Annotated in this window: 20 protein-coding genes; 9 read left to right on the top strand and 11 right to left on the bottom strand. The window is 66.4% G+C overall.

The window, feature by feature from the left end; all coding sequences use genetic code 11:
• Positions 1 to 67: 67 nt before the first annotated feature.
• Positions 68 to 1618: a GMC family oxidoreductase gene (locus tag K368_RS0106140; protein ID WP_027171632.1), complete on the bottom strand. Its 1551-nt coding sequence runs from the start codon at positions 1616 to 1618 to the stop codon at positions 68 to 70.
• A complete protein-coding gene (locus K368_RS24000) occupies positions 1615 to 3081 on the bottom strand; it encodes an alpha/beta hydrolase (protein ID WP_051439776.1) in 1467 nt (488 codons plus the stop codon). The genes K368_RS0106140 and K368_RS24000 overlap by 4 nt, the downstream gene beginning before the upstream one ends.
• Positions 3082 to 3555: 474 nt before the next feature.
• Here K368_RS24000 and K368_RS0106130 point away from each other — a divergent pair, with 474 nt between their 5' ends.
• Together K368_RS0106130 and K368_RS0106125 are read left to right on the top strand one after the other, a co-directional pair.
• On the top strand, positions 3556 to 4623 hold the full coding sequence (locus K368_RS0106130) for an HWE histidine kinase domain-containing protein (protein ID WP_051439775.1): 1068 nt from the start codon (positions 3556 to 3558) through the stop codon (positions 4621 to 4623).
• Positions 4620 to 5078 (top strand): response regulator, encoded by a 459-nt coding sequence (locus K368_RS0106125; protein ID WP_027171630.1) that lies wholly within the window; start codon positions 4620 to 4622, stop codon positions 5076 to 5078. Before K368_RS0106130 ends, K368_RS0106125 begins: the two co-directional genes overlap by 4 nt.
• A gap of 64 nt (positions 5079 to 5142) precedes the next feature.
• On the opposite strand, the gene K368_RS0106120 is transcribed toward K368_RS0106125, so the two are convergent.
• The 5 genes from K368_RS0106120 to K368_RS0106100 all read right to left on the bottom strand — a co-directional run bounded on the left by K368_RS0106120 (position 5143) and on the right by K368_RS0106100 (position 12466).
• Positions 5143 to 7896, bottom strand: coding sequence for a PAS domain-containing protein (locus tag K368_RS0106120; protein ID WP_027171629.1), 2754 nt, complete (start codon positions 7894 to 7896; stop codon positions 5143 to 5145).
• Positions 7897 to 8121: 225 nt separating this feature from the next.
• On the bottom strand, positions 8122 to 9420 hold the full coding sequence (gene glnT / locus K368_RS0106115; protein WP_027171628.1) for a type III glutamate--ammonia ligase: 1299 nt from the start codon (positions 9418 to 9420) through the stop codon (positions 8122 to 8124).
• Between the two features lie 87 nt (positions 9421 to 9507).
• Positions 9508 to 10884: an FMN-binding glutamate synthase family protein gene (locus K368_RS0106110; protein ID WP_081739505.1), complete on the bottom strand. Its 1377-nt coding sequence runs from the start codon at positions 10882 to 10884 to the stop codon at positions 9508 to 9510.
• Positions 10884 to 11573, bottom strand: coding sequence for a protein glxC (locus tag K368_RS0106105; protein ID WP_027171626.1), 690 nt, complete (start codon positions 11571 to 11573; stop codon positions 10884 to 10886). The genes K368_RS0106110 and K368_RS0106105 overlap by 1 nt, the downstream gene beginning before the upstream one ends.
• Entirely contained in the window at positions 11573 to 12466 is an 894-nt protein-coding gene (locus tag K368_RS0106100; RefSeq protein ID WP_027171625.1) for a glutamine amidotransferase family protein, read from the bottom strand. The genes K368_RS0106105 and K368_RS0106100 overlap by 1 nt, the downstream gene beginning before the upstream one ends.
• A gap of 642 nt (positions 12467 to 13108) precedes the next feature.
• Between K368_RS0106100 and K368_RS0106095 the strand changes: the two genes are divergently transcribed.
• The 7 genes from K368_RS0106095 (at position 13109) to K368_RS0106065 (ending at position 17429) form a co-directional block, all read left to right on the top strand.
• Positions 13109 to 13411 carry a hypothetical protein gene (locus K368_RS0106095; protein WP_027171624.1) on the top strand — a complete coding sequence of 101 codons (303 nt, stop codon included), beginning with the start codon at positions 13109 to 13111 and terminating at the stop codon, positions 13409 to 13411.
• Positions 13408 to 13818: a hypothetical protein gene (locus K368_RS0106090; RefSeq protein WP_027171623.1), complete on the top strand. Its 411-nt coding sequence runs from the start codon at positions 13408 to 13410 to the stop codon at positions 13816 to 13818. Before K368_RS0106095 ends, K368_RS0106090 begins: the two co-directional genes overlap by 4 nt.
• 55 nt (positions 13819 to 13873) lie before the next feature.
• Positions 13874 to 14044, top strand: coding sequence for a hypothetical protein (locus K368_RS27005; protein WP_197030985.1), 171 nt, complete (start codon positions 13874 to 13876; stop codon positions 14042 to 14044).
• 53 nt (positions 14045 to 14097) lie between these two features.
• Positions 14098 to 15501 carry an amino acid permease gene (locus tag K368_RS0106080; protein ID WP_036266772.1) on the top strand — a complete coding sequence of 468 codons (1404 nt, stop codon included), beginning with the start codon at positions 14098 to 14100 and terminating at the stop codon, positions 15499 to 15501.
• A gap of 7 nt (positions 15502 to 15508) precedes the next feature.
• The gene (locus K368_RS23995) at positions 15509 to 16201 is read left to right on the top strand and encodes a hypothetical protein (RefSeq protein ID WP_051439773.1); all 693 of its coding nucleotides are present in this window, start codon (positions 15509 to 15511) and stop codon (positions 16199 to 16201) included.
• Entirely contained in the window at positions 16164 to 16475 is a 312-nt protein-coding gene (locus K368_RS23990) for a hypothetical protein (RefSeq protein ID WP_051439772.1), read from the top strand. The genes K368_RS23995 and K368_RS23990 overlap by 38 nt, the downstream gene beginning before the upstream one ends.
• 348 nt (positions 16476 to 16823) lie before the next feature.
• Positions 16824 to 17429 (top strand): XRE family transcriptional regulator, encoded by a 606-nt coding sequence (locus K368_RS0106065; protein ID WP_027171621.1) that lies wholly within the window; start codon positions 16824 to 16826, stop codon positions 17427 to 17429.
• Here the strand turns inward: K368_RS0106065 and K368_RS0106060 are convergent.
• From K368_RS0106060 to K368_RS0106045, 4 genes are read right to left on the bottom strand one after another with little or no spacing between them, the layout of a single operon-like run.
• Positions 17414 to 18049, bottom strand: coding sequence for a sarcosine oxidase subunit gamma family protein (locus K368_RS0106060; protein WP_027171620.1), 636 nt, complete (start codon positions 18047 to 18049; stop codon positions 17414 to 17416). The genes K368_RS0106065 and K368_RS0106060 overlap by 16 nt on opposite strands.
• Positions 18042 to 21080 (bottom strand): sarcosine oxidase subunit alpha family protein, encoded by a 3039-nt coding sequence (locus K368_RS0106055; protein ID WP_027171619.1) that lies wholly within the window; start codon positions 21078 to 21080, stop codon positions 18042 to 18044. The genes K368_RS0106060 and K368_RS0106055 overlap by 8 nt, the downstream gene beginning before the upstream one ends.
• A complete protein-coding gene (locus K368_RS0106050; RefSeq protein ID WP_027171618.1) occupies positions 21077 to 21364 on the bottom strand; it encodes a sarcosine oxidase subunit delta in 288 nt (95 codons plus the stop codon). The genes K368_RS0106055 and K368_RS0106050 overlap by 4 nt, the downstream gene beginning before the upstream one ends.
• Before the next feature lie 12 nt (positions 21365 to 21376).
• Positions 21377 to 22627: a sarcosine oxidase subunit beta family protein gene (locus K368_RS0106045; protein WP_027171617.1), complete on the bottom strand. Its 1251-nt coding sequence runs from the start codon at positions 22625 to 22627 to the stop codon at positions 21377 to 21379.
• Positions 22628 to 22792 lie beyond the last annotated feature (165 nt).

Raw genomic sequence — 22792 nt, 5'->3', positions numbered from 1 at the left:
GCTTGAAACCTCGTCGCGTTGCGGTGAATTCAACCGGGGAATGGCGGTGGCGTTCCTCCTGAATCCGTCAGGAGGGATGGCCCAGGAACGCCTCGGCCGAGCGCAGGGCCAAGGCCATGATGGTGAGCGCCGGGTTGGCGGCCAGCGAACTCGGGAAGGTCGATCCGTCGCTGATCCAGAGGTTCGGGATCTCGAAGCTCCGGCCGTGGGGATCGACCACGGCGTTGTCGCCGCTCCGGCCCATCCGGCACGTCCCGATCGTGTGGGCGACGCGCTCCAGCACCCAGATGTCGGTGGCGCCGGCGGCTTCCCAGATCGCCTTCATCGTCCGCGTCGCATGGGCGTTCAGCCGGTCCTCGTTGGAGGAATAGCCGAAATCGATGCGGGCCTTGCGCATCCCGAACGCATCCACCTCGTCGGCGAGGACCAGCACGTTGTCGTCGCGGGGCAGGGTCTCGCCGTTGATCCCGATGCCCGCCATGTGATTGTAACGACTGAGATGCTCGGTCAGCGCGCGCCCCCACAGCCCGCGCCCCCGCGCCACCGAATTGCCCCAGGTGACGGGCAGGACGCCGAGGCTCTGCATCAGGTAGCCGCCGGCAAAATCCGCATCGTCGGGGCGGACCATGTCCTCGCTGATGAGCGAGGAGGGATAGCCCCGGTTCATCCGCATCTCGGCCTCGAACGTGCCCCAGACCTGCGTCGCCACATGGCCCATGTAATTGCGCCCGACTTGGCCGCTGCCGTTGGCGAGCCCGAGATGCAGGAGGAGCCGGGGCGTCTCCACGGCACCGGCGCAGAGATAGACCGCCGCGCAGCGCTGGCGATGATCGACGCCGTCATGCCGATAGATCACCGCGGTGATCCGGTTCTCGCGGTCGCGCTCGAGCCCGTGCACCCGGCAATCGGGGCGTATCTCGGCGCCGTTGGCGACGGCATGGGGCAGGTAGGTCACGTCCATGCTGGTCTTGGCACCGTTGCGGCAGCCCTGGTGGCAGAAGCCGCAATTGATGCAGCCCCGGCGCAGGGCACCGCCCTCCTGAGGGAAGTCACCCGAGACCACGGCCGCCGGCGAGTCGGCGGTTCGCAGGCCGAGCCGGTCGCAGGCCGTCGCCATCACCTGGGCCGGCGCATTGCGCGGGACCGGGGAGAGAGGATAGCGCCGGCCCGGATCCCAGGGGTACTCGGCGGGGCCGGACACGCCGATAAACGCCTCGACGCGCTCGTAGAACGGCAGCAGGTCGTCGTAATCGAGGGGCCAATCCACCCCCATCCCGGTCTCGGAATGAAGGCGCAGGTCGCGCTCGTCGGCGCGGGGGGTGAAGGCGCCCCAATGCAGAGTGGAGCCGCCGACCCCGGTCCCGCTGTTGTTGGCGCCGAACGCCTCAGGCGTCGAGCCGCCGCTGAGGCGCTCCTCGGTCCAGTAGATCTCGTCGGCGAGGGTCTCGTCGAAGGCGAAACGTGCGGGATCGAAGTTCGGCCCCGCTTCCAGGGCGACGACCTTCAGCCCGGCCGCCGCGAGGCGGGCGAGAACTGGCGCGCCGCCCGCGCCCGTGCCGATGACGACGACATCGACGGTGTCGTCGGTTGCGTAGCGACGCATCGCATCGAGCTTCATCGTCCGGTCTCCCCGAAGGTGAAGGACTTCCCGAGAGCGGAGGGCTCCCAGGGTTCCGGGTCACCGATGCCGACGCGCACGAAGCCCGGCAGGGTTTCCGCATCGTCGCCGCCCGCGCCGATCCCGGAAAAGCCGATCCGGGCGAGGCTGGCGGGGTGGGCGAGATAGATCCGCACCGCGTCGCCGCGCAGATCCTCGAACCACAGGCTCATCTCTTCGGCATCGAGCCCATCCTCCGGCACCTCATGCGCCAGCGGCTTGCCGGCGGCGGCGGCCTGCAGGAAGGAGTCCTGGTCGCCCCCCTCAAGGGACAGGAAGCTCGTTGCGTGGACGGACCGCGCAGAGGCATCCAGCGTCCGTAGGGCGGCGCGGTAGGCCTTGCCGTCCGCCGGCAGCTTGGCGAAACGCCAGCCGTCCCCGGTTCCGGCAGCGAGCCTGGCCTCGATCCGTGCCGCGATGTCGATCCGGCCCATGCCCTCCTGCGGCAGCACCCTGTCCACGACGGCGCGAAGCTGCGCGAGTTCGACCGGGTCGAGACACCCGGGCTGGTAGGCCGGGTCGTCGAGTTCGGCGCGAGCGAGAAGCGCCGCGCGCAGGCGCGTGTTCACCCGGTCGGAATCGATCAGCGCGCGATAGGGCTCCGGAAGAGTCGGCGCCTCGGACTTCGGAAGCGGCTCCTCGGAAACAAGGCCCGTGATGAGGCCGGCTACGGCCTCCGGCCGCTCCAGCGGCAGGAGATGTCCCGCGCCGTCCAGGGCCACCAGCCGGCCATGAGCCAGGTGGGGAAGGGTCAGGGCCTTCTGAGCGAGGGCGCCAAGATCGGCATCCTCGGTTCCGCCGACAACTACGGCCGGTATGCGCAGGATGCCGATCCGGCGGCTCCAATCCTCGCGGGAACCGTCGCGTAGCCACGCCGTCCAGGCGGCGGGAGCGGCGCGCAGGACATCTTCGACCGCGCGGGTCCGAAGCGGTTCGCCGAGGGAAGTGCCGGTGTTCTGGTCGATGAACTCTCCGGCTTTGCGACGGCGGGTCTCCGCATCGGCGGAAATCCATTCCATCATCTCTCGCCGCTTGTCGTCGGACATCGGCTCCGGGCTCGGTGGTGAACCGCCGAGCAGCACCAGCCCGGCAAGCCCCTCCAGATCCGGTGCACCATCCTCGGAGCGCCGAGCAAGGGCCAGGGCGACCTTCGCGCCCATGCTATGGCCGGCAAGATACCAGCGGCGGCCGGGATCGGCAGCGGCGATCCCGGCCGCCACATGATCCGCCATCGCCTCCACCGAGTAGCCGGACACGGCGGCCGCATCGCCGAAACCCGGCAGGTCGAGGGCCACAACGCGAGCGACGCCGTCGAGAAGCGCCGCGACCGGCTCCCATTCCTGCGCGCTTCCCCCAAGGAAATGCAGGCAGACCACCGTGCATGGGTCGGGAATCGTCGTGTGGGGGGCGGGAGAATTTGGCATGTGCCCGGAACTCGGGCGGATCCCATGCCGATCAAGAGTCTAATCCCCATCCCGCCTTGCGGCATGGCGTCCGACCGTACCAATACGATCCCCGCCCGGCCCGTGTTACGGGGACGATCCGTCCATCGACCCCGCCCTCGGTCGGATGAATGGGATAGCCGCGATGAGATCGTCCAGCACGACGGCGCTGTGACGACCCGGAAACCACCCGCTGTCGCACATGCTCCATCGCCAAATCCGGTGCCCGATCATTGGCCCGATGACCTGCCGAAGCCCGTGACGCGGAACAAACCTCCGCCCCTCACGCTTTGGCCTGTCGGTGTTCGGGGATATCGGGGATCGCCCGATCTTTCCTCGCCGGACCTGATCGAAGCCGTTATGATATTGCAGCGCACCACCGGGTGCCCGCCCATCCTCGCAGAAAGCCTGCCTCGTGCGATCCGGCCGCCACTCGTTTCCTCCGCCGAAGCCTTGATGTCCCTGCCGACCCTGCGCCGCGGGTCGCAGCTCCACGAGACCGAGCGCCGCCTGAACGCCGTGCTCAACAACGCGTCGGTGGCGATCTTCCTGATGGATGACCGGCAGCACTGCGTCTACATGAACCGCGCCGCCGAACTGCTCACCGGCTTCAGCGTCGGAGAGGTGCTCGCGCGAGACTGTCCGCTACACGATATCGTCCACCATACTTATCCCGACGGCCGTCCGTTCCCATTGGAGGAATGCGCCATCGACCGTGCCTTCCCCGAGAACAACCAGGAACGCGGCGAGGAGGTGTTCGTCCATAAGGATGGGCATTTCTATCCCGTCGGCTTCACCGCGAGCCCTATCCGCGACGACGCGGCCAAGATCATCGGCACGATCATCGAAGTCCGCGACATCACCGAGGAGAAGGCGGCGGCCGAGCGGCAGAAATTGCTGACGAACGAGCTGAACCACCGGGTGAAGAACACGCTGGCCACCGTCCAGTCCATCGCGGCGCAGACCTTCCGCAACGTTGCCGATCAGCAGGCCCGCACCGTGTTCGATGCACGCGTCACGGCACTCTCGAACGCGCACAACGTCCTGACGGAATCCAATTGGGAGAGCGCTAGCCTCGTCGGCGTCGTCGAGCGGGCGATCGCACCCCATGCGGTCGAGGAAACAGACGGGACGCGTTTCAAGATCGCCGGTCCGGATACCCGCCTCCATCCCAAGGTCGCCGTGACGCTGGCGATGGCGTTGCACGAGCTGATGACCAACGCCGCAAAATACGGCGCTCTTTCGGTGCCCGAAGGCCAGGTCTCGGTTATATGGACGCTGACGTCCGCCGCCGCGCGCGACCACTTGTCTCTTACCTGGACGGAGACGGGCGGCCCGGACGTGGTCCCTCCGGCCCGCAAGGGTTTCGGCTCCAGGCTGATCGAGCGGCAGTTGCCACTGGAATTCGACGGCCATGCCGTGCTCGATTTCGCACCGGCCGGACTCGTATGCCGGCTGGACATCCCGTTGACCGCGCTGGGGTGGCATGGACAGGATGTCGTGACGGGGCGTCCGGCTTCATGAGCATTCTGGAGGGACGCCGCGTCCTACTGGTGGAAGACGAAAGCCTGGTGGCGATGCTCGTCGAAGACATGCTGCTCGACCTCGGCTGCGAGGTCGCGGTTGCCATGCGCCTCGACCAAGCGTTGCGGCAGCTTCGGGCCGGCGATTTCGATGTAGCCGTCCTGGATGTCAATCTCGGCGAGACGCGCAGCTATCCCGTGGCCGACCAGCTGTTCGAGCGCTGCATTCCGTTCCTGTTCGCCACGGGCTACGGCTCGGCAGGACTGGAACTGGCCTATCAGACTGTGCCGGTGATGCAGAAGCCGTATCAGAAGGATCAGTTGGAGGTGCAGCTCCGGCATCTCCTCACCTGCGAGGCGGTCTCGCGGGAACCCGAAAGCGGCGCCAGGGTGTTCACCTGCGGCTGTGCGCTCAGTTCCAAGGATTCCGGCGCGGCACAGATCCGAGCGGATTGAATCCGGCCCTATCCCTGCCCGGCATCGGCTTTTCGGGAGAGCGGCCTCAGCTTTTCCCGAGTCCCTAACGAAAGTTGGGCGGCGTATCCACGGCCTGCAGCCCTTTGAGCGACGCTTCGAGCGTACAGACCACGCCGGCGGTGCGATAATCGAGGGAGACCTCGCCGCCGAAATTGCCGGCGAGGCCCCGTCCGATCAACCGTGTGCCGAACCCCGTACGGGTTGGCGGGCTGACCGGCGGTCCTCCGGCTTCGACCCAGCGCAGCAGCACCTGATCGCCGCCGTCTCCTTTGCTCCGGCAGATCTCCCAGACGATGGCGACGCTGCCTTTGGCGGTGGAGAGGGCACCGTACTTGGCGGCGTTGGTCGCGAGCTCATGGAGGATGAGAGCCAGCGACATCGCGGCCTTGGCGCCCACGTTCAGGGCCGGCCCGCGAATGGAAAATCGGTCGGGCTTATCCTTGTGAGGCTCCAGGGCACTCTCGATCAGCGTCTTCAGGGGTGTATCGCCGAGCGAGCCGCCCAGAAGCAGGTCATGGGACTTGCCCAGCGCGATCAGACGCCCCGCCAGCACATCCTTGGCACTCACGACATCGGTGGCGTTCCGCATGGTCTGAGTGGCGATGGATTGCACCATCGCCAGCATGTTCTTCATGCGGTGGCTGAGTTCGAGGTTGAGCACGCGCTGCTGCGCCTCGGCCTCGATCCGAGCGATCGCGGCGCGCGTCCGGTCGGCGATATTGCGGATGAAGCCGATCTCTTCGGTGGTCCAGACGTGCGGAACGTCCTTGGCCACGTAGAACACGGCGACGAACCGTCCGTGCTCCATCACCGGCAGGTCGACAAGCGAACGGATGCGGATCTCGTTCAGCGACGCCGCATCCGAGGCGGTGCGCGGATCCGAGGCGGCATCCTCGATCACAAAAGCCGCTCCGGACTTCAGCGCATCGATACACGAGCCGTATTCTCGGAACGCGCGGGTTCCGTCGATGCGAGGGAGGCCGGGCGCCGACCACCCTCGACCGACGAGAATGGTCTCGCGCTCCTGGTCCACGGCTCCGTAGCCGGAATGGGACAGTCCCAGGGTCCGGCCCGTGATCTCCGCCGCGGCAGACGCGATCGCCACCGGGTCGCTCAGGTCGCGCAGTCGGTCGCCGAGTTCGGCGATGGCGAGGCGGCGAGTCTCGCCCTGCTTGCGTTCGGTAACGTCGAGGAAGAGGCAGCTGAACCGCTGGCCGCTTTCGTGTCCGGCGCGAACCTCGAAAGTCCGGCCGAGGACGGGCACGGTGATCTCGAACAGGCTCGGTTCGCCGGTATCGACCACGCTCGCATAGCGGTCGATCAGCCCTTGGTCGATCTCGGGAACGAAATCTCGAATGGTACGGCCGACGCTCTGCTCCGACAGGCCCGATTGCCGGGCGAAGGCCGGGTTGATCTCCAGGAAGCGGTAATCACAGGCCTGTCCGGCCCCGTCGCGGACGAGTTCGCCGAGGAAGAACCCTTCCTGCATGCTGGTGAACAGGCTCCGCCAGCGCGCCTCGCTGGCGCTGATCCGCTGCTCGGCAGTCTTCTGGACGGTGATGTCGCGGGAAACCGAGAGCAGCCGCTCGGGGCGGCCTTCGGCATCGAGGATCGGGGTGACCTGAACGTCCCACCAGCGAGGATTGCCCGCCATGGTGTTGGCCCGTCCCTGGAAATGGCCGGTTCCCCCGGACTTGGCGGCGGCGAGGGCCGCGTGGGCATCGGCATTGCCCTGGTTCTGCCAGAAATCCGGCCAGGGACAGTTCTGGATCGCGTTGAAGTCGCTCACCTCCATCACCCGCATTCCGCCCTCACTCATGAATGTCAGGCGGTTGTCGAGGTCGAGCACCTTGATGCAATCGGCCGACGAGGCGAGGACGCTGCGCATGAATTCCGCGTCGTCCCGCTGCTTCTGGTTCGCAAGGCGCTGTTCCGTGCGGTCGCGCAGGATCTTGATGAATCCCTCCGGATGCCCGTCCTCGTTCCTGAGCGGCATCATCTCGCCGAGGCCCCAGAACAGGGTGCCGTCCTTGCGCCTGTGCCAGCGCTCGTCGCTGGCACGCCCGTGCAGCAGCGCGGCGCCCATCTCCTGCTCGGGAGCGCCGGTCTCGATATCCTCGGCCGTGAAGAAGACATGGGCGGGCTCGCCGAGCATCTCGGCCTCGCTCCAGCCGATGACGCGTTCCGCGCCAGTGTTCCAGCTCGTCACCCGGCCGGACAGATCCATGGAGATGATGCCGTAATCAACGGCGCTCTCCAGGATCGCCTTGTTGAGCCGGTCGCTCTCTCGCCGGTCCTGCAGGGCGCGGCGCAGTTCGAGCAGGGCCATCACCTGCTTGGCCAGCGTCTGCAGGATCAGCCTCTGCGCCGCGGTCAGGCTGTTCGGTTTGGTGTCGAGGACGCAGAGCGTACCGAGGGTGACGCCGGCCGATGTCTGCAGAGGCACACCGGCATAGAAGCGCACATGCGAGTCGCCGGTGACCAAAGGGTTCGCGGAGGTCCGTTCGTCGCGGGTCGTGTCGGGAATCACGAACACCGCGTCCTGTTCCTGGACGGCGTGACGGCAGATCGAAGAGGAGATCGGGGTCTCCCGCTGACCGAAACCCGTCTCGGCCTTGAACCATTGCCGGTCCCCATCGAGCAGGGAGATCAGCGAGATCGGCATATCGCAGGCCGCCGACGCAGCCTTCACGATATCGTCGAATTCGGCCTCGGCCTCCGTATCGAGGATGCCGTAGCGCACGAGGGCCGCACGACGGTCGGCCTCGATTCCCGCGCTGCTGTCGTCGTGGTCCACAGAGCTCTTCCCGCCCGTCGTCGTCTGTTTCGGACCGAAAAGCCGAGATCAGCCGGTTCATGCACCCAAATCTCGGGACCGGCAACCGGGAGCGATATGTCCTTCACTGTGGTTCTAATCAAGCATGATCCCGCCGGAATCCGTTCGACCGGGACCCCACTCCGCGCGAGGGGCGGGTGCGGCTCGCGCGAATTCCTCCGCCGGGGCCGGCGGGTGGTCCGGGCTTCAGCAATCGAGCGTGGTATCGCGCTCCCACTGGGTGAGGTGGCGCGAATAAGCGTTCCATTCCTCGGTCTTGAGCTTGAGATAGCTCGGCACGAACGAGCCCAAGGCCTCGTTGAGCACGTCGCATTTCTCGAGTGCCCGCATGGCGTCGAGCATGTTGAGCGGCAGACGCTTGACGCCCTCCACCGTATGGCCGTCCGTGTACATGTTGATGTCGAGGCGCTGGCCCGGATCGCGCCGGTTGCGCAGGCCGTCGAGGCCGGCGGCGAGGAGGCCCGCCTGAAGCAGGTAGGGATTGGCCGCCCCGTCGGCGAGGCGGAACTCGAAGCGCCCGCCATCGGGGATGCGGATCATGTGGGTGCGGTTGTTGCCCGTATAGGTCACGGTATTGGGAGCCCAGGTCGCGCCGGAGGTGGTGCGCGGGGCGTTGATGCGCTTGTAGGAATTCACGCACGGGTTGGTGATGGCGGCGAGCGCATCGGCGGAATGGATGAGCCCGCCGATGAAGTGGTAGCCCTCCCGCGACATTCCGATCTCGTCCGACGCATCGGCGAAGACGTTGCGGTCGCCCCTCCAGAGCGAGACGTGGGCGTGGCAGCCGGAGCCGGTTAGGTCCATGAAGGGCTTGGGCATGAAGGTCGCGCGCAGGCCGTGCTTCTCGGCGATCGAGCGGGTCATGTACTTGAAGAAGGCATGCCGGTCGGCGGTGACAAGGGCGTCGTCGTAGTCCCAGTTCATCTCGAACTGCCCGTTCGCGTCCTCGTGGTCGTTCTGGTAGGGCCTCCAGCCGAGTTCCAGCATGGCGTCGCAGATCTCGGTGATCACGTCGTAGCGGCGCATGAGGGCCGACTGGTCGTAACACGGCTTCATCTGCCGGTCGGCCATGTCCGCGGGCTCGGAACCGTCCGGCGTGATCAGGAAGAACTCACACTCGACGCCGGTCTTCATCTGCAATCCGTCGCGGGCCGCCTCGGCGATCAGGCGCTTGAGGATGTTCCGCGGCCCCTGCTCCACAGGCTTGCCGCCCATGACGAGGTCGGCGGGCAGCCAGCCGACCTCCGGCTTCCAGGGTAGCTGGATCAGACCGGCGGCATCGGGCACGGCGAGGAGGTCGGCATCCGCCGGGCTCATGTCGAGCCAGGTGGCGAAGCCTGCGAACCCGGCGCCGTTTCGACAGGTGCTGGCGATGGCGGCGGCCGGGACGAGCTTGGCGCGCTGCGTGCCGAACAGGTCCGTGTAGGAGACGAGGAAATACTTGATGCCGCGCTCTTTCGCGACGGTTTCGAGATCCGTGTTCATGGCGTCACCCTGCGTTGAATCGGGCGGCCCGCTCGGCCGTGCTGTCGAGGGGAAAGGCCGCCCCCGTGGGACGGCCCTTCGTTGTGCTCAGAAGCCGGTCTTGCCCGGAATCCAGCCCGTGCCGGCCATCGGCACCTGCGCCATGGCGGCGGCCTCGATGGTGAGGGCCACGAGGTCCTCGGGTTCGAGGTTATGCAGGTGGCTCTTGCCGCAGGCGCGCGCGATGGTCTGCGCCTCCAGGGTCATCACGGCGAGGTAGTTGGCCAGCCGCCGCCCAGCCAGGACGGGATCGAGGCGCTTGGCCAGTTCAGGATCCTGTGTGGTGATGCCGGCGGGATCCTTGCCCTCATGCCAGTCGTCATAGGCGCCGGCGGTGGTCCCGAGGGCCTGATAATCGGCTTCCCAACGCGGGTCGTTGTCGCCCAGTGCGATGAGCGCCGCCGTGCCGATGGCAACGGCATCGGCGCCGAGCGCCAGGGCCTTGGCCACATCTGCCCCCGAGCGGATGCCGCCCGAGACGATGAGCTGCACCTTCCGGTGCAGGCCGAGATCCTGCAGCGCCTGCACGGCGGGGCGGATCGCCGCCAGGATCGGGATGCCGACATGCTCGATGAACACGTCCTGGGTGGCGGCCGTGCCGCCCTGCATGCCGTCCAGCACCACCACATCGGCGCCGGACTTGGCGGCCAGCGCGGTGTCGTAATAGGGCCGTGAGGCGCCGACCTTCACGTAGATCGGCTTTTCGCCATCGGTGATCTCACGCAGCTCCTCGATCTTGATCTCGAGGTCGTCCGGCCCGGTCCAGTCCGGGTGGCGGCAGGCTGAGCGCTGGTCGACGCCCGGAGGAAGGCAGCGCATGCCGGCGACCCGCTCGGTGATCTTCTGGCCGAGCAGCATGCCGCCGCCGCCGGGCTTGGCGCCTTGGCCGATCACGATCTCGATCGCGTCCGCCTTGCGCAGGTCGTCCGGATTCATGCCGTAGCGCGAGGGCAGATACTGGTAGACCAGCGTCTGCGAATGCCCGCGCTCCTCCTGCGTCATGCCGCCGTCGCCGGTGGTGGTCGAGGTGCCGGCCAGCGTCGCCCCGCGCCCGAGCGCCTCCTTGGCCTGGGCCGAGAGTGAGCCGAAGCTCATCCCCGCGATGGTGATCGGGGTCTTGAGATGGATCGGCTTCGAGGCGAAACGGGCGCCCAGCACAACCTCGGTGCCGCAGCGCTCGCGATAGCCCTCCAGCGGGTAGCGGCTGATCGAGGCGCCGAGGAACAGAAGGTCGTCGAAATGCGGCAGCTTGCGCTTCGCCCCCGCGCCCCGGATATCGTAGATGCCGGTGGCGGCGGCGCGGCGGATCTCCGACATGACGTCGGGGGTGAAAGTCGCCGAGAAGCGGGGCTTGGTGCGCGGCAGAGGACGCGCATCCTTGAAGGTCGGGTCCTTGGCGGTCGGGTCCTTGGGAGTCTCGGCCATCAGTAGGCTCCGGCGTTGTCAACGTTGAAATGATAGAGGCGGCGGGCGGAGCCGTAGCGCCGGAACTCCGACGGGTTGACCTCACCGGCCAAACCAGCGGCCTGGAGCTTGGCGTAGAGCTGCTCGCGGTGCTCGTCGCGCATCTCCTTCTCGATGCAATCGGCGCCCAGGCTCTTGACCGAGCCGCGTACGTAGAGCCGCGCCTCGTAGAGGGAATCGCCCAAAGCCTCACCGGCATCGCCGAGCACGGTCAGCGTCCCGGCCTGGGCCATGAAGGCCGACATGTGGCCGATCGAGCCCTTCACGACGATGTCGATGCCCTTCATCGAGATGCCGCAGCGCGCGCCCGCATTGCCGTCGACCACGAGGAGGCCGCCATGCGCCGTGGCACCGGCCGACTGGCTGACATCGCCCCGCACATGGACGAAGCCCGACATCATGTTCTCTGCGACACCCACGCCCGCATTGCCGTTGATCACGACACTCGCGAGCTTGTTCATACCGGCACAGTAATAGCCGACATTCCCCTCGATCTCGACGGAGATCGGCGCATCGAGGCCCACGGCGATGGCGTGGCGGCCATCCGGGCCGTTGATGGTCCAGTGGGTCTCGTTGGTGTCGGGGCGCAGGGCGTGCAGTGCCCGGTTGAGGTCGCGCAGGGGCGCCTGGTTGAGATCGTAGGACGACATCAGTGACGCTCCCAGGCGTAGACCTTGGCGGGTTCGGGTTCGAAGACGCGGGCGGAGGCGATGCCGGGCAGTCCCACGAGGGCGCGGTATTCGGAGCCGAACGCCACGTAATCGTCGGTCTCGGCCATCACCGCGGGCTTGCAGGCGATAGGATCGCGCACGACGGCAAAGCCCGTCTCGGTGCCGACCACGAAGGTGAAGAAGCCGTCGAGATCCGAAAGGCTCGACTCCAGGGCCTGCTGGAGGGACGCACCCTCGCGCATGCGCCAGCTCAAGTAGCCGGCCGCGACCTCGGTATCGTTCTTGGTGGCGAAGGTGAGCCCCTCGCGCTCAAGGCGGCGGCGCATGTCGTTGTGGTTCGACAGCGAGCCGTTGTGGACCAGGCATTCGTCGATGCCGGTGGAGAACGGGTGCGCACCATTGGTGGTGACCGCACTCTCAGTGGCCATGCGGGTATGGCCGATTCCATGGGTGCCGATCATGCTGGCGAGATCGAACCGCTCGGCGACGGCTGCCGGCAGCCCGACCTCCTTGTAGATCTCCATCCGCCGGCCGGCGCTGACCACGTCGATGCCCGGCGCCTCGACCTTGAGCCACGCGCGGATCCGCTCCTCGTGCTCTGCCGGCACTGATAGGACGGTGTGGGTGTCCCGTTCCGTCTTCACGAAGGTGAGGGTGAAGACCTCCTCCAGGCCGGAGATCGCCTTCCTCAGCGCCGCCTGATCCGGACCACGCAGGGTGAGCTTCACGCCGTCACTGTCCGATCCGTAAACGGCGAAGCCGGCGCTGTCGGGACCGCGGTCCGTCATGGTCGCGAGCATCTTGGACAGAAGCGAGCCGAGCTGCGGCTCAAGCTTTGAGTTCTTCAAGTACAACCCGACTATACCGCACATCGCACTTTCCCGCTTCCCTCGAGCATCTTGATCGTTGCTCTCACATTCCAATCACGACGTCAACTCTCGGTCACAAAAAATTCTCCTTGAGAAATTTTTGGCCTGCGTGTCATTCAGCTGCTCGTGAGTGAGCTCCTTCGCATTGGAAGAGCTAAAAGATAAAGCAGCTGCTCGGCGTAATGTTTACCCGGCCAAAACCAAGCCTTGCAAGCAATCTGCCCCGCAAGACCAAGTTTCAAGGCACAGGTTCTTGCCGTGACAAGCTTGCTCGCCAACAAGCGCGGGCAATACCGGCCTTCGCGACAAGCGCGTCTGCTCGCCTGGATAATTGAACATTCCCTTCGGGAAATAGGGTTTCGCTAAAATCCTGGGGCCGTCAAGTCCTATAGGACGGAGAACGCGACAACACCTCGCCAGCACGGAACGGGGCGACGGCCAGTCGGGATAGCGGGCCAATGCCATCCCTTCTCCGTCATCAAATACCCAGCGGCACAAGATCGGCACCGCCAAGGAACAGGCACAAAAATTCATTACTTGTGCAATGCGCCATCATTTTAGGCATTGACAAGGGCCCATTTCCAGCAGGATCTTTCCGGAAAGGAACCCTCGGTTCTCAAAAAGAAAATCCCCGGAGGAAGTGCCGTGAATCAGGATCCCCGCATCTCAGCCATGTTCCGACGCGACAGCGCGGCCGCGATCTTCGCGGTGGTCGCCGTCTGGCTGATCTATGGTTTCACGTTCTGGAGCATGTGGAAGGCCTTCGATGGCGCTCATCTGCTGCTTCCAATGGCGATCCTCGGCGCCATCGTTCTCTTCCTCAATACAGCATCAACCTTCGCGATGATTCGCCACTACAGCGAAGACAAAACCGCGATCTACGGCACCGACATCTACTACCTCGATCAGATCCGCAAAGCGCGGCAGCACAAAGGAGCGACCGAATGAAGAAGGTTCCCTACGAGCCGCCGAGTCAGCCGATCGTCGGGCAGATCTTCGACGCGATCCTGATGCTCGTCCTGGTCTTCATCACGCTCTACCTGCCGCTCTGGCTCAAACTGGCCGGCGGAGGCACGACCACGACGAAGTATCCGAACCCATCCTGGGAATCCCTGGGTCAGAACGCGGTCATGGCGGCGCAATGGGAGAAACTGGGCATCGCACCGGAGAAGGCCGCTACGATCATTGGCACGCGCTTCGACTACAATTTCAACTGGACGGCCCTGACATTCACGGCGCTGATCATCGTCGCCTACTTTGTCTTCATGGTCCGCTATTCCGACCACGAATACCGTGAAGTCATCGCCGAGCGCTTCGGTGACGACGATTCGAGAAAGACCGTCGAGCCGCGCTGAGCCTCATCGGCCGCGGTCACGGCCAGCCCGTTCCTTTCCTACGAGGATATTCGTCATGGTCGAGATCATGAACTGGAGCGCCTGGGCGATCGCCGGAGCCCTATCGCTCTGGATGGCCGTCGATCTTGTGCGCACCAACCGGGCCTTCGGCGAGGACTACCTCCTCTCGTCCGAAGAGGGCGAGATCGTGGATGCCGATGTCGGCGAACAGGCAGCGAGGTCGTGATGCAGGATGTTCAGGTCGCCTCTCCGCCCGGAATCCAGGCCCCGAAGGTCTCCCTGGCTGACGTGTCGTCGGTGGCGGGCGCGGTGCCCACCAGGAAGGTCGCGCTCCTGCGCGTGCTCGGACCCGGTCACGTCTGGGCGCTCGGCGTCGGGATCGTGCTGGTGGGCGAGTTCATGGGCTGGAACTTCGCCGTCGGCAAGGGTGGACCGGTCGCGGCGCTGACCGCCTGCTGGCTCGCCGGGATCCTCTACACCTGCGTGGCCATGATCGATTCCGAGATCACATCCACGGTTGCCGCCGCCGGCGGCCAGTACGCGCAGGCCAAGCACATCATCGGGCCGCTCGCGGCCTTCAATGTCGGCCTCTACCTCGTGATGGCCTACACCATGCTCGAAGTCTCGAACGCCATCGTGACCGGGGATCTGCTCGAGGCATTCATGGCCAATCTCGGTGTCGCGGGCACCGTCGACAAGCGCGCTTTCATGGTGCTCACCATCGTGGCCCTCGCCTTCCTGAATTATCGCGGCGTGCTCGCATCGCTGACGATGAACCTGCTGATCACGGCCGCGGCCTTCCTCGCCATCGTGGTGCTTTTCGTGGCGACCCAGCCCTGGGCGCCGGGCGTCGTGCTGCAGCACGATGCCCTTCTGGTCGGCCTGCCATACGGGAATCTCGGCATCCTCGCCGCCATGCATTTCGGCCTGTGGTTCTATCTCGGCATCGAGGGAACGACGCAGGCCGCCGAGGAGGTGCGCTCACCCGCCCGCGCCCTGCCACTCGGGACCATGACGGGGATGATGACCCTGCTGATCGCCGCCACGGCGACCTGGTACGTCTGCTCGGGGCTGATGCCCTGGGAATATCTCGGCCAGGCCGTGACGCCGCTCTACGATGCGGGGCGTCTCACAGGGAATCGCTGGCTCGAGGTGTTTCTGTTCTTCGGCACACTGTTCGCCACCGTCGCGTCGGCCAATGGCTGCATCAACGACGCCTCGCGGGCTTGGTTCGCCATGGGGCGCGACCGTTACATGCCGGCTTGGTTCGGTGCGGTGCATCCCGCCTACCACACCCCCTACAGGTCGATCGTCTTCTTCGTGCCGGTGGCGATCATGTTCGCGGTCTCGACGCCGCTCGACCAGACCATCACCTTCTCGATCCTGTCCGGCCTGCTCGGCTACACGCTGATGGCGCTCTCCATCGTCCTGTTCCGGCGGAAATGGCCCCTCGGCACCATTCAGAGGGGCTACGTCCATCCGCTTCACCCGCTGCCGTGCCTGCTGCTTCTGCTCCTGTGCAGTGTGACCTATGTGGCGGTCTTCCTCGGCTACGGGACGCAGCTCGTCGCGATGATGACCTTCTACATCATCGCCTCAGCCTGGTTCGTGCTGCACCGCTACAAATATGTCCGGCGCGGCGACCAGTTCACGATGCACTGGCCGAAGCCGCGCGGCTATTGAGGCCGGCATGATCGACCTCCTCGTCCTTCCGATCCTCGGTGCCGCCGGCTACGTACTCTACCGTCGCAGCCGGACGGCCTCGGCGGAACGGACCGGGATGCTCCGGCCCTGCGAAGACCTACTGGCGGAGCCGGTCCATGGCCGTGACCCAACGGGCTTCGGGACCCTCGCGGGCAGGTTCCTGAATTTGCCGGTCGAGATTCGGATCATTCCTGAAGCCCTGGCCTTCCGCCGCCTGCCGCAGCTCTGGCTCAGCGTCTCGGTGCATCACCCAATGGGCGTACGCGGCACGATCGATGTCCTAAGGCGCGTGGTGGGCGCCGAATTCTACGCCCCTGCGGACAACCTCCCGGAGCGCTATGACGTGCCGGAGGGCTGGCCCGGCGAGACGCTGGTGCGGGGATCTCGCAGTGCCGAGCCAATCCTTGACCGCGCCTCCGCAGCGGTCGCGACCATCCTCGCCGAGCCACGCGTGAAAGAAGTGCTGCTCACGCCCCGGGGAATCCGAATCGTGAGCCAGCTCTGCCAGGGCGATCGCGGTGCCTACCTGCTCTTGCGGGAGAATCGCTTTCCCGTGACGCGGATCGGTCCGGAGCATCTGCGGCCAATGCTCACCCGAGCGACCGAGCTCGTCTGGAGCCTCACCGGAGAAGGCACAGTCCATGGATCCGAAGCCCCCCCTGCGCGCGCCGCAGCCTAACCCTTATCTCGTCCTCGCGGCGGCCATCGTGCTTCCCGGCATGGGCCATGTGCTGGTCGGGAAGGCGCAACGCGGCCTGGGATTCGCGTTCTTCACCCTCGTGGGAGCATGGCTGACCACGAAATTCGCTTCACCGGATATCGATGTGATCGGTCGCCACGCCGCTGGCGTGTTCGTCTGGGCGCTCTCGATCCCCGATGCTTACCGGATCGCGCGTCTGCGTGCCATGACGTCTTATGGCTCCGCCCCACGCCCAACCATTTCGATACCTTGACCCACGAGCTCCGAGGATGGCCGTGCCGAAACGGCCGCCCATCTTATCGTGAGGCGCTCCGGAATTGGCATCCTAAGCAACCTGTCCGCTGGCGCGCCAAGGATGCGCACCGTGTCCTTCACACGGACGCGTTTCGCCATTCGGCGAGCCTGCTTGGCCGAGGTTGTCAGGACCGGTAACGAAGTGCGCAAATCCTGCCACCGGCAATGATGAGTCGGATCGCCTCACTGACGATCGCGCAATCTGTTCGGTGCGGTATTCCGGTGCTAGACGAGAATTGCATGCCGACATGCTGGCTCGTGCATCGTGCTCGATGCGTGTCGCGATCAGGACGAGATCAGAAACCGGATGCTGAACACCGCCTCGAACGCACCGGTCGACGACAAGCGGACACTCGAGCGGGCGCTTGGCCACCAGATCCGCCTGTTCCGGCGCGAGCGCGACCTCTCGGTGGCCGATCTCGGAACAGCGGCTGGGATCTCGCCCGGCATGATCTCGAAGATGGAGAACGGCCAGATTTCGCCGTCGCTATCCTCGATCAACGCCGTCGCGAAGGCGCTGAACGTGCCCATCACCGTGCTTTTCTCGGCCTTCGAGGAGAGCCGCGACTGCTCCTTCGTCAGGCGCGGGCAGGGTGTCGTCATCGAGCGGCGCGGGACGAAAGCCGGCCATCTCTACGAACTTCTCGGGGCGGGCCTGCGCGGTGAGATCGTCGTCGAGCCCTACCTGATCACCCTGGAAAACGATGCCGAGTCCTATACCGGGTTTCGCCATGCCGGGACCGAGTTCATCTATATGCTGACCGGCGAAGTCGTCTATCGCCACGACAAGCACGACTACACGCTGCAGCCGGGAGACTCGCTCCTGTTCGACTCGGCGGCCTCCCACGGGCCGGCCAAACTGATCAAGACGCCGATGACCTACCTGTCCATCATCGTCTACCCGCGCGGCTGAGCCACCGGTTCCGCATTGCGCACGTCGTAGCCGAATTCGTCCGCGGCATGGCTCAGCCACGACCAGACGCTGCCTGCAAAGCTGCGTGCCACGGCAAGATCGTAGGCGGGGGATGCGTCCCGCTGCCAGACCTGCGCGCCCATATGCGCAAGGGCAGTGACAGCGACCTGCCCCGGCTGAAAGGCACGGGGATGAAGGTCGATGGCGAGGCCCTTGGCGAGGAACGCCCGGGCGTCCGGCCCGGACACGCGGACGATCGCGCGGGCGTCGCTCTGGTCGGTGACCGCAGCGAGCCCCTGCAGGGCCTGGACAAGGCCAGCCATCTCCCGGCGGGTCTCAAACAGCGCGAGCCATTGATCCGGCCCGCACCAGACCAACCCCCGCTCTCCCGTCAGGCTGGTGGTCCCCGTATCGGGCAGCGACCAGCCGAAGCGCTCGTGCAAAACCTGCCGCAGGGCGTCGGTCCGGCCCTTCACCGCGATCAGAGTGGCGAGCCCGATTTCCTCGCGCAGGGTCAGGGTGAGGCCGGGCTCGCCGCCCGGACGTCCGTGCCGGCCGACCGGTGCGATCCCCGCCCAGGCGCTCCTCGGCCGCAATGTCGTCTCGATACCGTCAGACACGCAGCTTCTCCTCTTTCGGGTCGACGAAGACCGGTGAGCAGATCTCGACTTCGATATCCCCGTCACGCACCGGATCGTAGGCGCGTACCCGTGTCCCATGGCGCTCTTGGCCGCGCCGGATCAGACCGAGCCCGATCCAGTGGCCGAGGCTCGGTGAATAGGCCACGGACGTCATGGTGCCCTCATCGGCCGCGAGGCTCGGGGCGGCACCGATGGCGAGGAAACGTGCCCCCGCGCGCAGGCGCTGGCTGCGGTCGACTGGGCGGAACCCCACGAGGATCGGCCGATCGGGATCGACGAGGGCCGGCCGTTCCTTCATCAGGCGGCCGATATAGTCCTTCTTCTTGGCGAGCATACCGCCGAGGCCAATGTCGCGCGCCGTGGTCTGGCCGTTGATCTCGGCACCGGCCGCGTGGCCCTTCTCGATGCGCATCACCGAGAGCGCTTCCGAGCCGTAGGCCGTGATGCCGTGGGCCGAGCCGGCCGCCATGATCGCCCGCCACGCGGCGTCGCCATAGGCGGCCGGCACCGCGAGTTCATAGGCGAGCTCGCCGGAGAACGAGATGCGGAACAGTCGTGCGGGGATGCCTCCACCGACCGTGACGTCGGCGCAGGCGAGGAAGGGGAAGGCCTCGTTCGAGATGTCGAAACCGGGATCCACGATGCCCAGCAACGTGTCGCGGGCTCGCGGGCCGGCCACGGCGTATTGCGCCCATTGCTCGCTCACCGAGACCATCTGCACGTCGAGTTCCGGCCACAGCCATTGGTGGCAGAACTCGAGGTGCTGCATGACCTTGGCGGCATTGGCCGTGGAGGCCGTCATCACGAAATGGCTCTCACCCAGCCGCGCGACGGTGCCGTCGTCGAGAACGAAGCCGTCCTCGCGCAGCAGCACGGCGTAGCGCGCCTTGCCCACGGGCAGCGTGCCGAACGGATTGGCGCAGACCCGCTCGATGATGGCGAGGGCGTCCCGGCCCTGGATGTCGATCTTGCCCAACGTCGTCACGTCGCAGACACCCACATGGGCGCGCACGGTGTTCACCTCGCGATTGACCGTTTTCAGCCAGTCGGTCTCGTCGGTCTTCGGGAAGTAGGCCGGTCGGAGCCACAGGCCGGTCTCCACGAACACTGCCCCTTGCTCCTCGCACCAGGCATGGGAGGGGACGTGCCGGGTCGCCCGGAAGTCCTTGCCCCGGTGATGCCCAGCGAAGGCGCCGATGGCGACGGGGGTGAAGGGCGGCCGGAACATCGTGGTGCCGACGCTCGCGACCGGCTGGCCGGTGAGCTCCGCCATGATGCCGAGCCCGGCGAGGTTCGAGGTCTTGCCCTGGTCGGTGGCCATGCCGAGGGTGGTGTAGCGTTTCAGGAGTTCCACCGCGCGGAAGCCCTCGCGATGGGCGAGTTCCACATCGGAAGCCGCCACATCGTTCTGGAAATCGACGAAGGCTTTGCCCTTCGACACCGGCACCCGCCAGAGCGGTGTATGGGCAAGACTCTCGGGATCGGTCCTCGGGGTCTCGGGCACGGCGCTGGCAAATCCACAGGCGGAGGCGGCCTCCGCCCCGGCCCGGCCGCCGGTCTCCAGGCAGGATGCCAAGGTGAAGGCCCCGCCCGCCGCCCCGACGGCCACCATGCCGGAGGGAAGCGCGCCCGGCACGAAAGCGTGGATCGTCTCGTCCCAGACCGGGCGCCGCGACAGATGCGAATCGAGATGCACGATCGGGTTCCAGCCATTGGCCATGGCGAGGCAGTCGCAGGCGATGGTCTGGCGACTGCCATAGGTGTCCACCACCTCGATCGCCTCAAGGCCGAGATGCCCCTTCGTGCCGGTGACATATCCGTCACAGATGACCCTCGCGCCCACGGCCTCGGCGGCCCGGCGCAGGTCGGCGGGGATGGAGGAGCGGGAATCGATCACCGCCGCAACCTGCCCGCCCGCCGCGGAGACATCGGTCACGGTGCGCCATCCGTCGTCGCCCGAGGTGAAGATCGCGACGGTCCGGCCCGGCAGCACGCCGTATCGGTTGAGGTAGGTCCGCACAGCGCCGGCCAGCATCACGCCGGGCCGGTCGTTGCCACCGAAGACGTGCGGGCGCTCGATGGCTCCGGCGGCGAGGATGGCCTGCTTTGCCGTGATCCGCCACATGCGCTGGCGCGGCGCATGGGCGGGAGGCAGGGCGAGATGATCGCCGACGCGCTCGATCGCCCCGTAGGCACCATGATCGTAGACCCCAAACAGGGTGGTTCGGGGGAGGATGCGCACCTCCGGCATGCTCGCCAGTTCGGCAAGGGCATCCGCCGCCCAATCCGCCCCGGATCGGCCAGCGATCTCGCGCCGGTCGGCAAGCAGGCGCCCTCCCGTCCGGTGATCCTCATCGACGAGGATCACGCGCGCGCCCGCCCGTCCGGCGGCCAGGGCCGCCGCAAGGCCGGCCGGTCCGGCGCCGATGACCAGCACGTCGCAGAAGGCAAAGGCCTTGTCGTAGGTATCGGGGTCCGGCGCATGGGCGGCCCGACCGAGGCCGGCAGCACGGCGGATGAGCGGCTCGTAGAGCTTCTCCCACAGAGCGGACGGCCACATGAAGGTCTTGTAGTAGAACCCTGCCGCGAAGACCGGCGCCGCCAGGGCGTTGACCGAGAGGACGTCGTACTTCAGGGACGGCCAGCGATTCTGGCTCGACGCTTCCAGGCCCTCGTACAGTTCGGCCACGGTGGCGCGGGTATTCGGCTCCCGGCGTGCGCCCGAGCGCAGCTCGACGAGGGCGTTGGGCTCTTCAGAACCGGCGGTGAGGATTCCGCGCGGGCGGTGGTACTTGAACGACCGACCGACGAGCCGCACGCCGTTGGCCAACAGCGCCGAGGCCAGGGTATCGCCCTGGAAACCGCCGTAGCGGTGGCCGTCGAAGGTGAAGTCCAGGGGACGGCGGCGGTCGATCATGCCGCCGGTCGCTGTGCGAAAGCCCTGCCCGGCAGCCGTTGCCGGGCGCGCGCCGCTCGGGGAGGCGGTGTCCCGAAGGGTGATCGTGGTCATGCGACCTCTCCTGTCCGGCGACTCAGCGCCACGTCGCGGGCGGAAGACACCCCGGTGATCTCATGGGTTCGCGTATCCCGATCGACGACCAGCCAAGAGCGGCAGCCGGCGCCGTGATACCAAAGCTCGCGATGAGGGCCGGCGGGGTTGTCGCGCAGGTAGACGTAATCGTGCATGGCGGCAGGCTGAGCCTCCATGCCGTCGGGCCTGGCCGGCGCGGCGTCGCCGAGATAGCTGAACTCGCCGTTGTCGCGTGTCCCGCAATGGGGGCATCGGATACGCATGATCGTTCTCCCTCAATGCAGATTCGGCTGGGCGCCCATGCCCTTCTCGTCAATGAGATGGCCGGTGGCGAAGCGGTCGAGGCGATAGGCGGCGGCGTCCTCATGCGACGTGTCGCGGGCGATGAGATGGGCAAAGCAGAACCCCGCCGCCGGGGTCGCCTTGAAGCCGCCGTAGCACCAGCCCGCGTTGAGATAGAGCCCGTCGATCGGCGTGCGGTCGATGATCGGACTGCCGTCCATGGACATGTCCATGATCCCGCCCCAGTGCCGCAGCAGGCGCAGGCGCCCGAGGCCTGGCCACAGGGCCATGCCGCCCTCCATCACGTCCTCGATCGTGGCGAGGTTGCCGCGCTGGGCGTAGGAATTGTAACCGTCGATATCGCCGCCGAAGACGAGGCCGCCCTTGTCCGACTGGCTGACGTAGAAATGGCCGGCGCCGAAGGTCATCACCGTGTCGATGAGGGGCTTCACGCCCTCGCTGACGAAGGCCTGGAGCACGTGGCTCTCGATCGGCAGGCGCAGATCGGCCATGGAGGCCAGCAGCGATGTCGAGCCCGCCACCGAGAGCGCGACCTTCTTCGCCCGGATGAAGCCACGGCTCGTCTCGACCCCGACCACCCGGCCGTTCTCCCGACGGATTCCGGTGACGGCGCAGTTCTGGACGATATCGACGCCCCGGTCGCTGGCCGCGCGGGCATAGCCCCAGGCCACGGCGTCGTGGCGTACCGTGCCGCCCCGGCGCTGGAGGAGACCGCCCTTCACCGGAAAGCGCGCATTGTCGAAATCGATGAATGGCACCATTCCCCGAACCCCCTCGCGGTCGAGGAGTTCGGCATCGATGCCTGCCATCCGCATGGCGTTGCCACGCCGGGCATAAGCATCGCGCTGCGCGTCCGAATGGTAGAGATTCAGCACGCCGCGCTGGCTCACCATGGCGTTGTAGTTGATGTCCTGCTCCAGCCCCTCCCAGAGCTTCATCGACCGTTCGTAGAACGGGATGTTCCCAGCAAGTCCATAATTGGAGCGGACGATGGTGGTGTTGCGCCCGACATTGCCGGAGCCGACATGGCTCTTCTCGAGCACGGCCACGTTGGTGATGCCGTGCTCCTTAGCGAGGTAATAGGCCGTCGCGAGGCCGTGGCCGCCGCCGCCGACGATGACGGCGTCATACTCGGCCTTGGGTGTGGCATCGCGCCATTGGGGTTTCCAGTCGCGCTGGCCGCGCAGGGCCTGACCCATGACGCTGAGGAGGGAATAGCGCATGGCGGGACATGCTCCGGGGCTGGCTGCGGCGTGTGATCCCTTGGGTAGCGTATCGCTGGCTAGCGCCCCTTGCATTTTGCGACGCCATCCAGACAATTCGCGCAGAAATGAGCAGCCGGCCCCCAGCACCCAATCCTTCGAATTCGAGTCGGAACGCCGTCGCGC

Origin of the sequence: Methylobacterium sp. 10 (assembly GCF_000519085.1) — a bacterium.
GTDB lineage: Bacteria > Pseudomonadota > Alphaproteobacteria > Rhizobiales > Beijerinckiaceae > Methylobacterium.
This window is presented reverse-complemented; position numbering and strand designations above follow the sequence as displayed.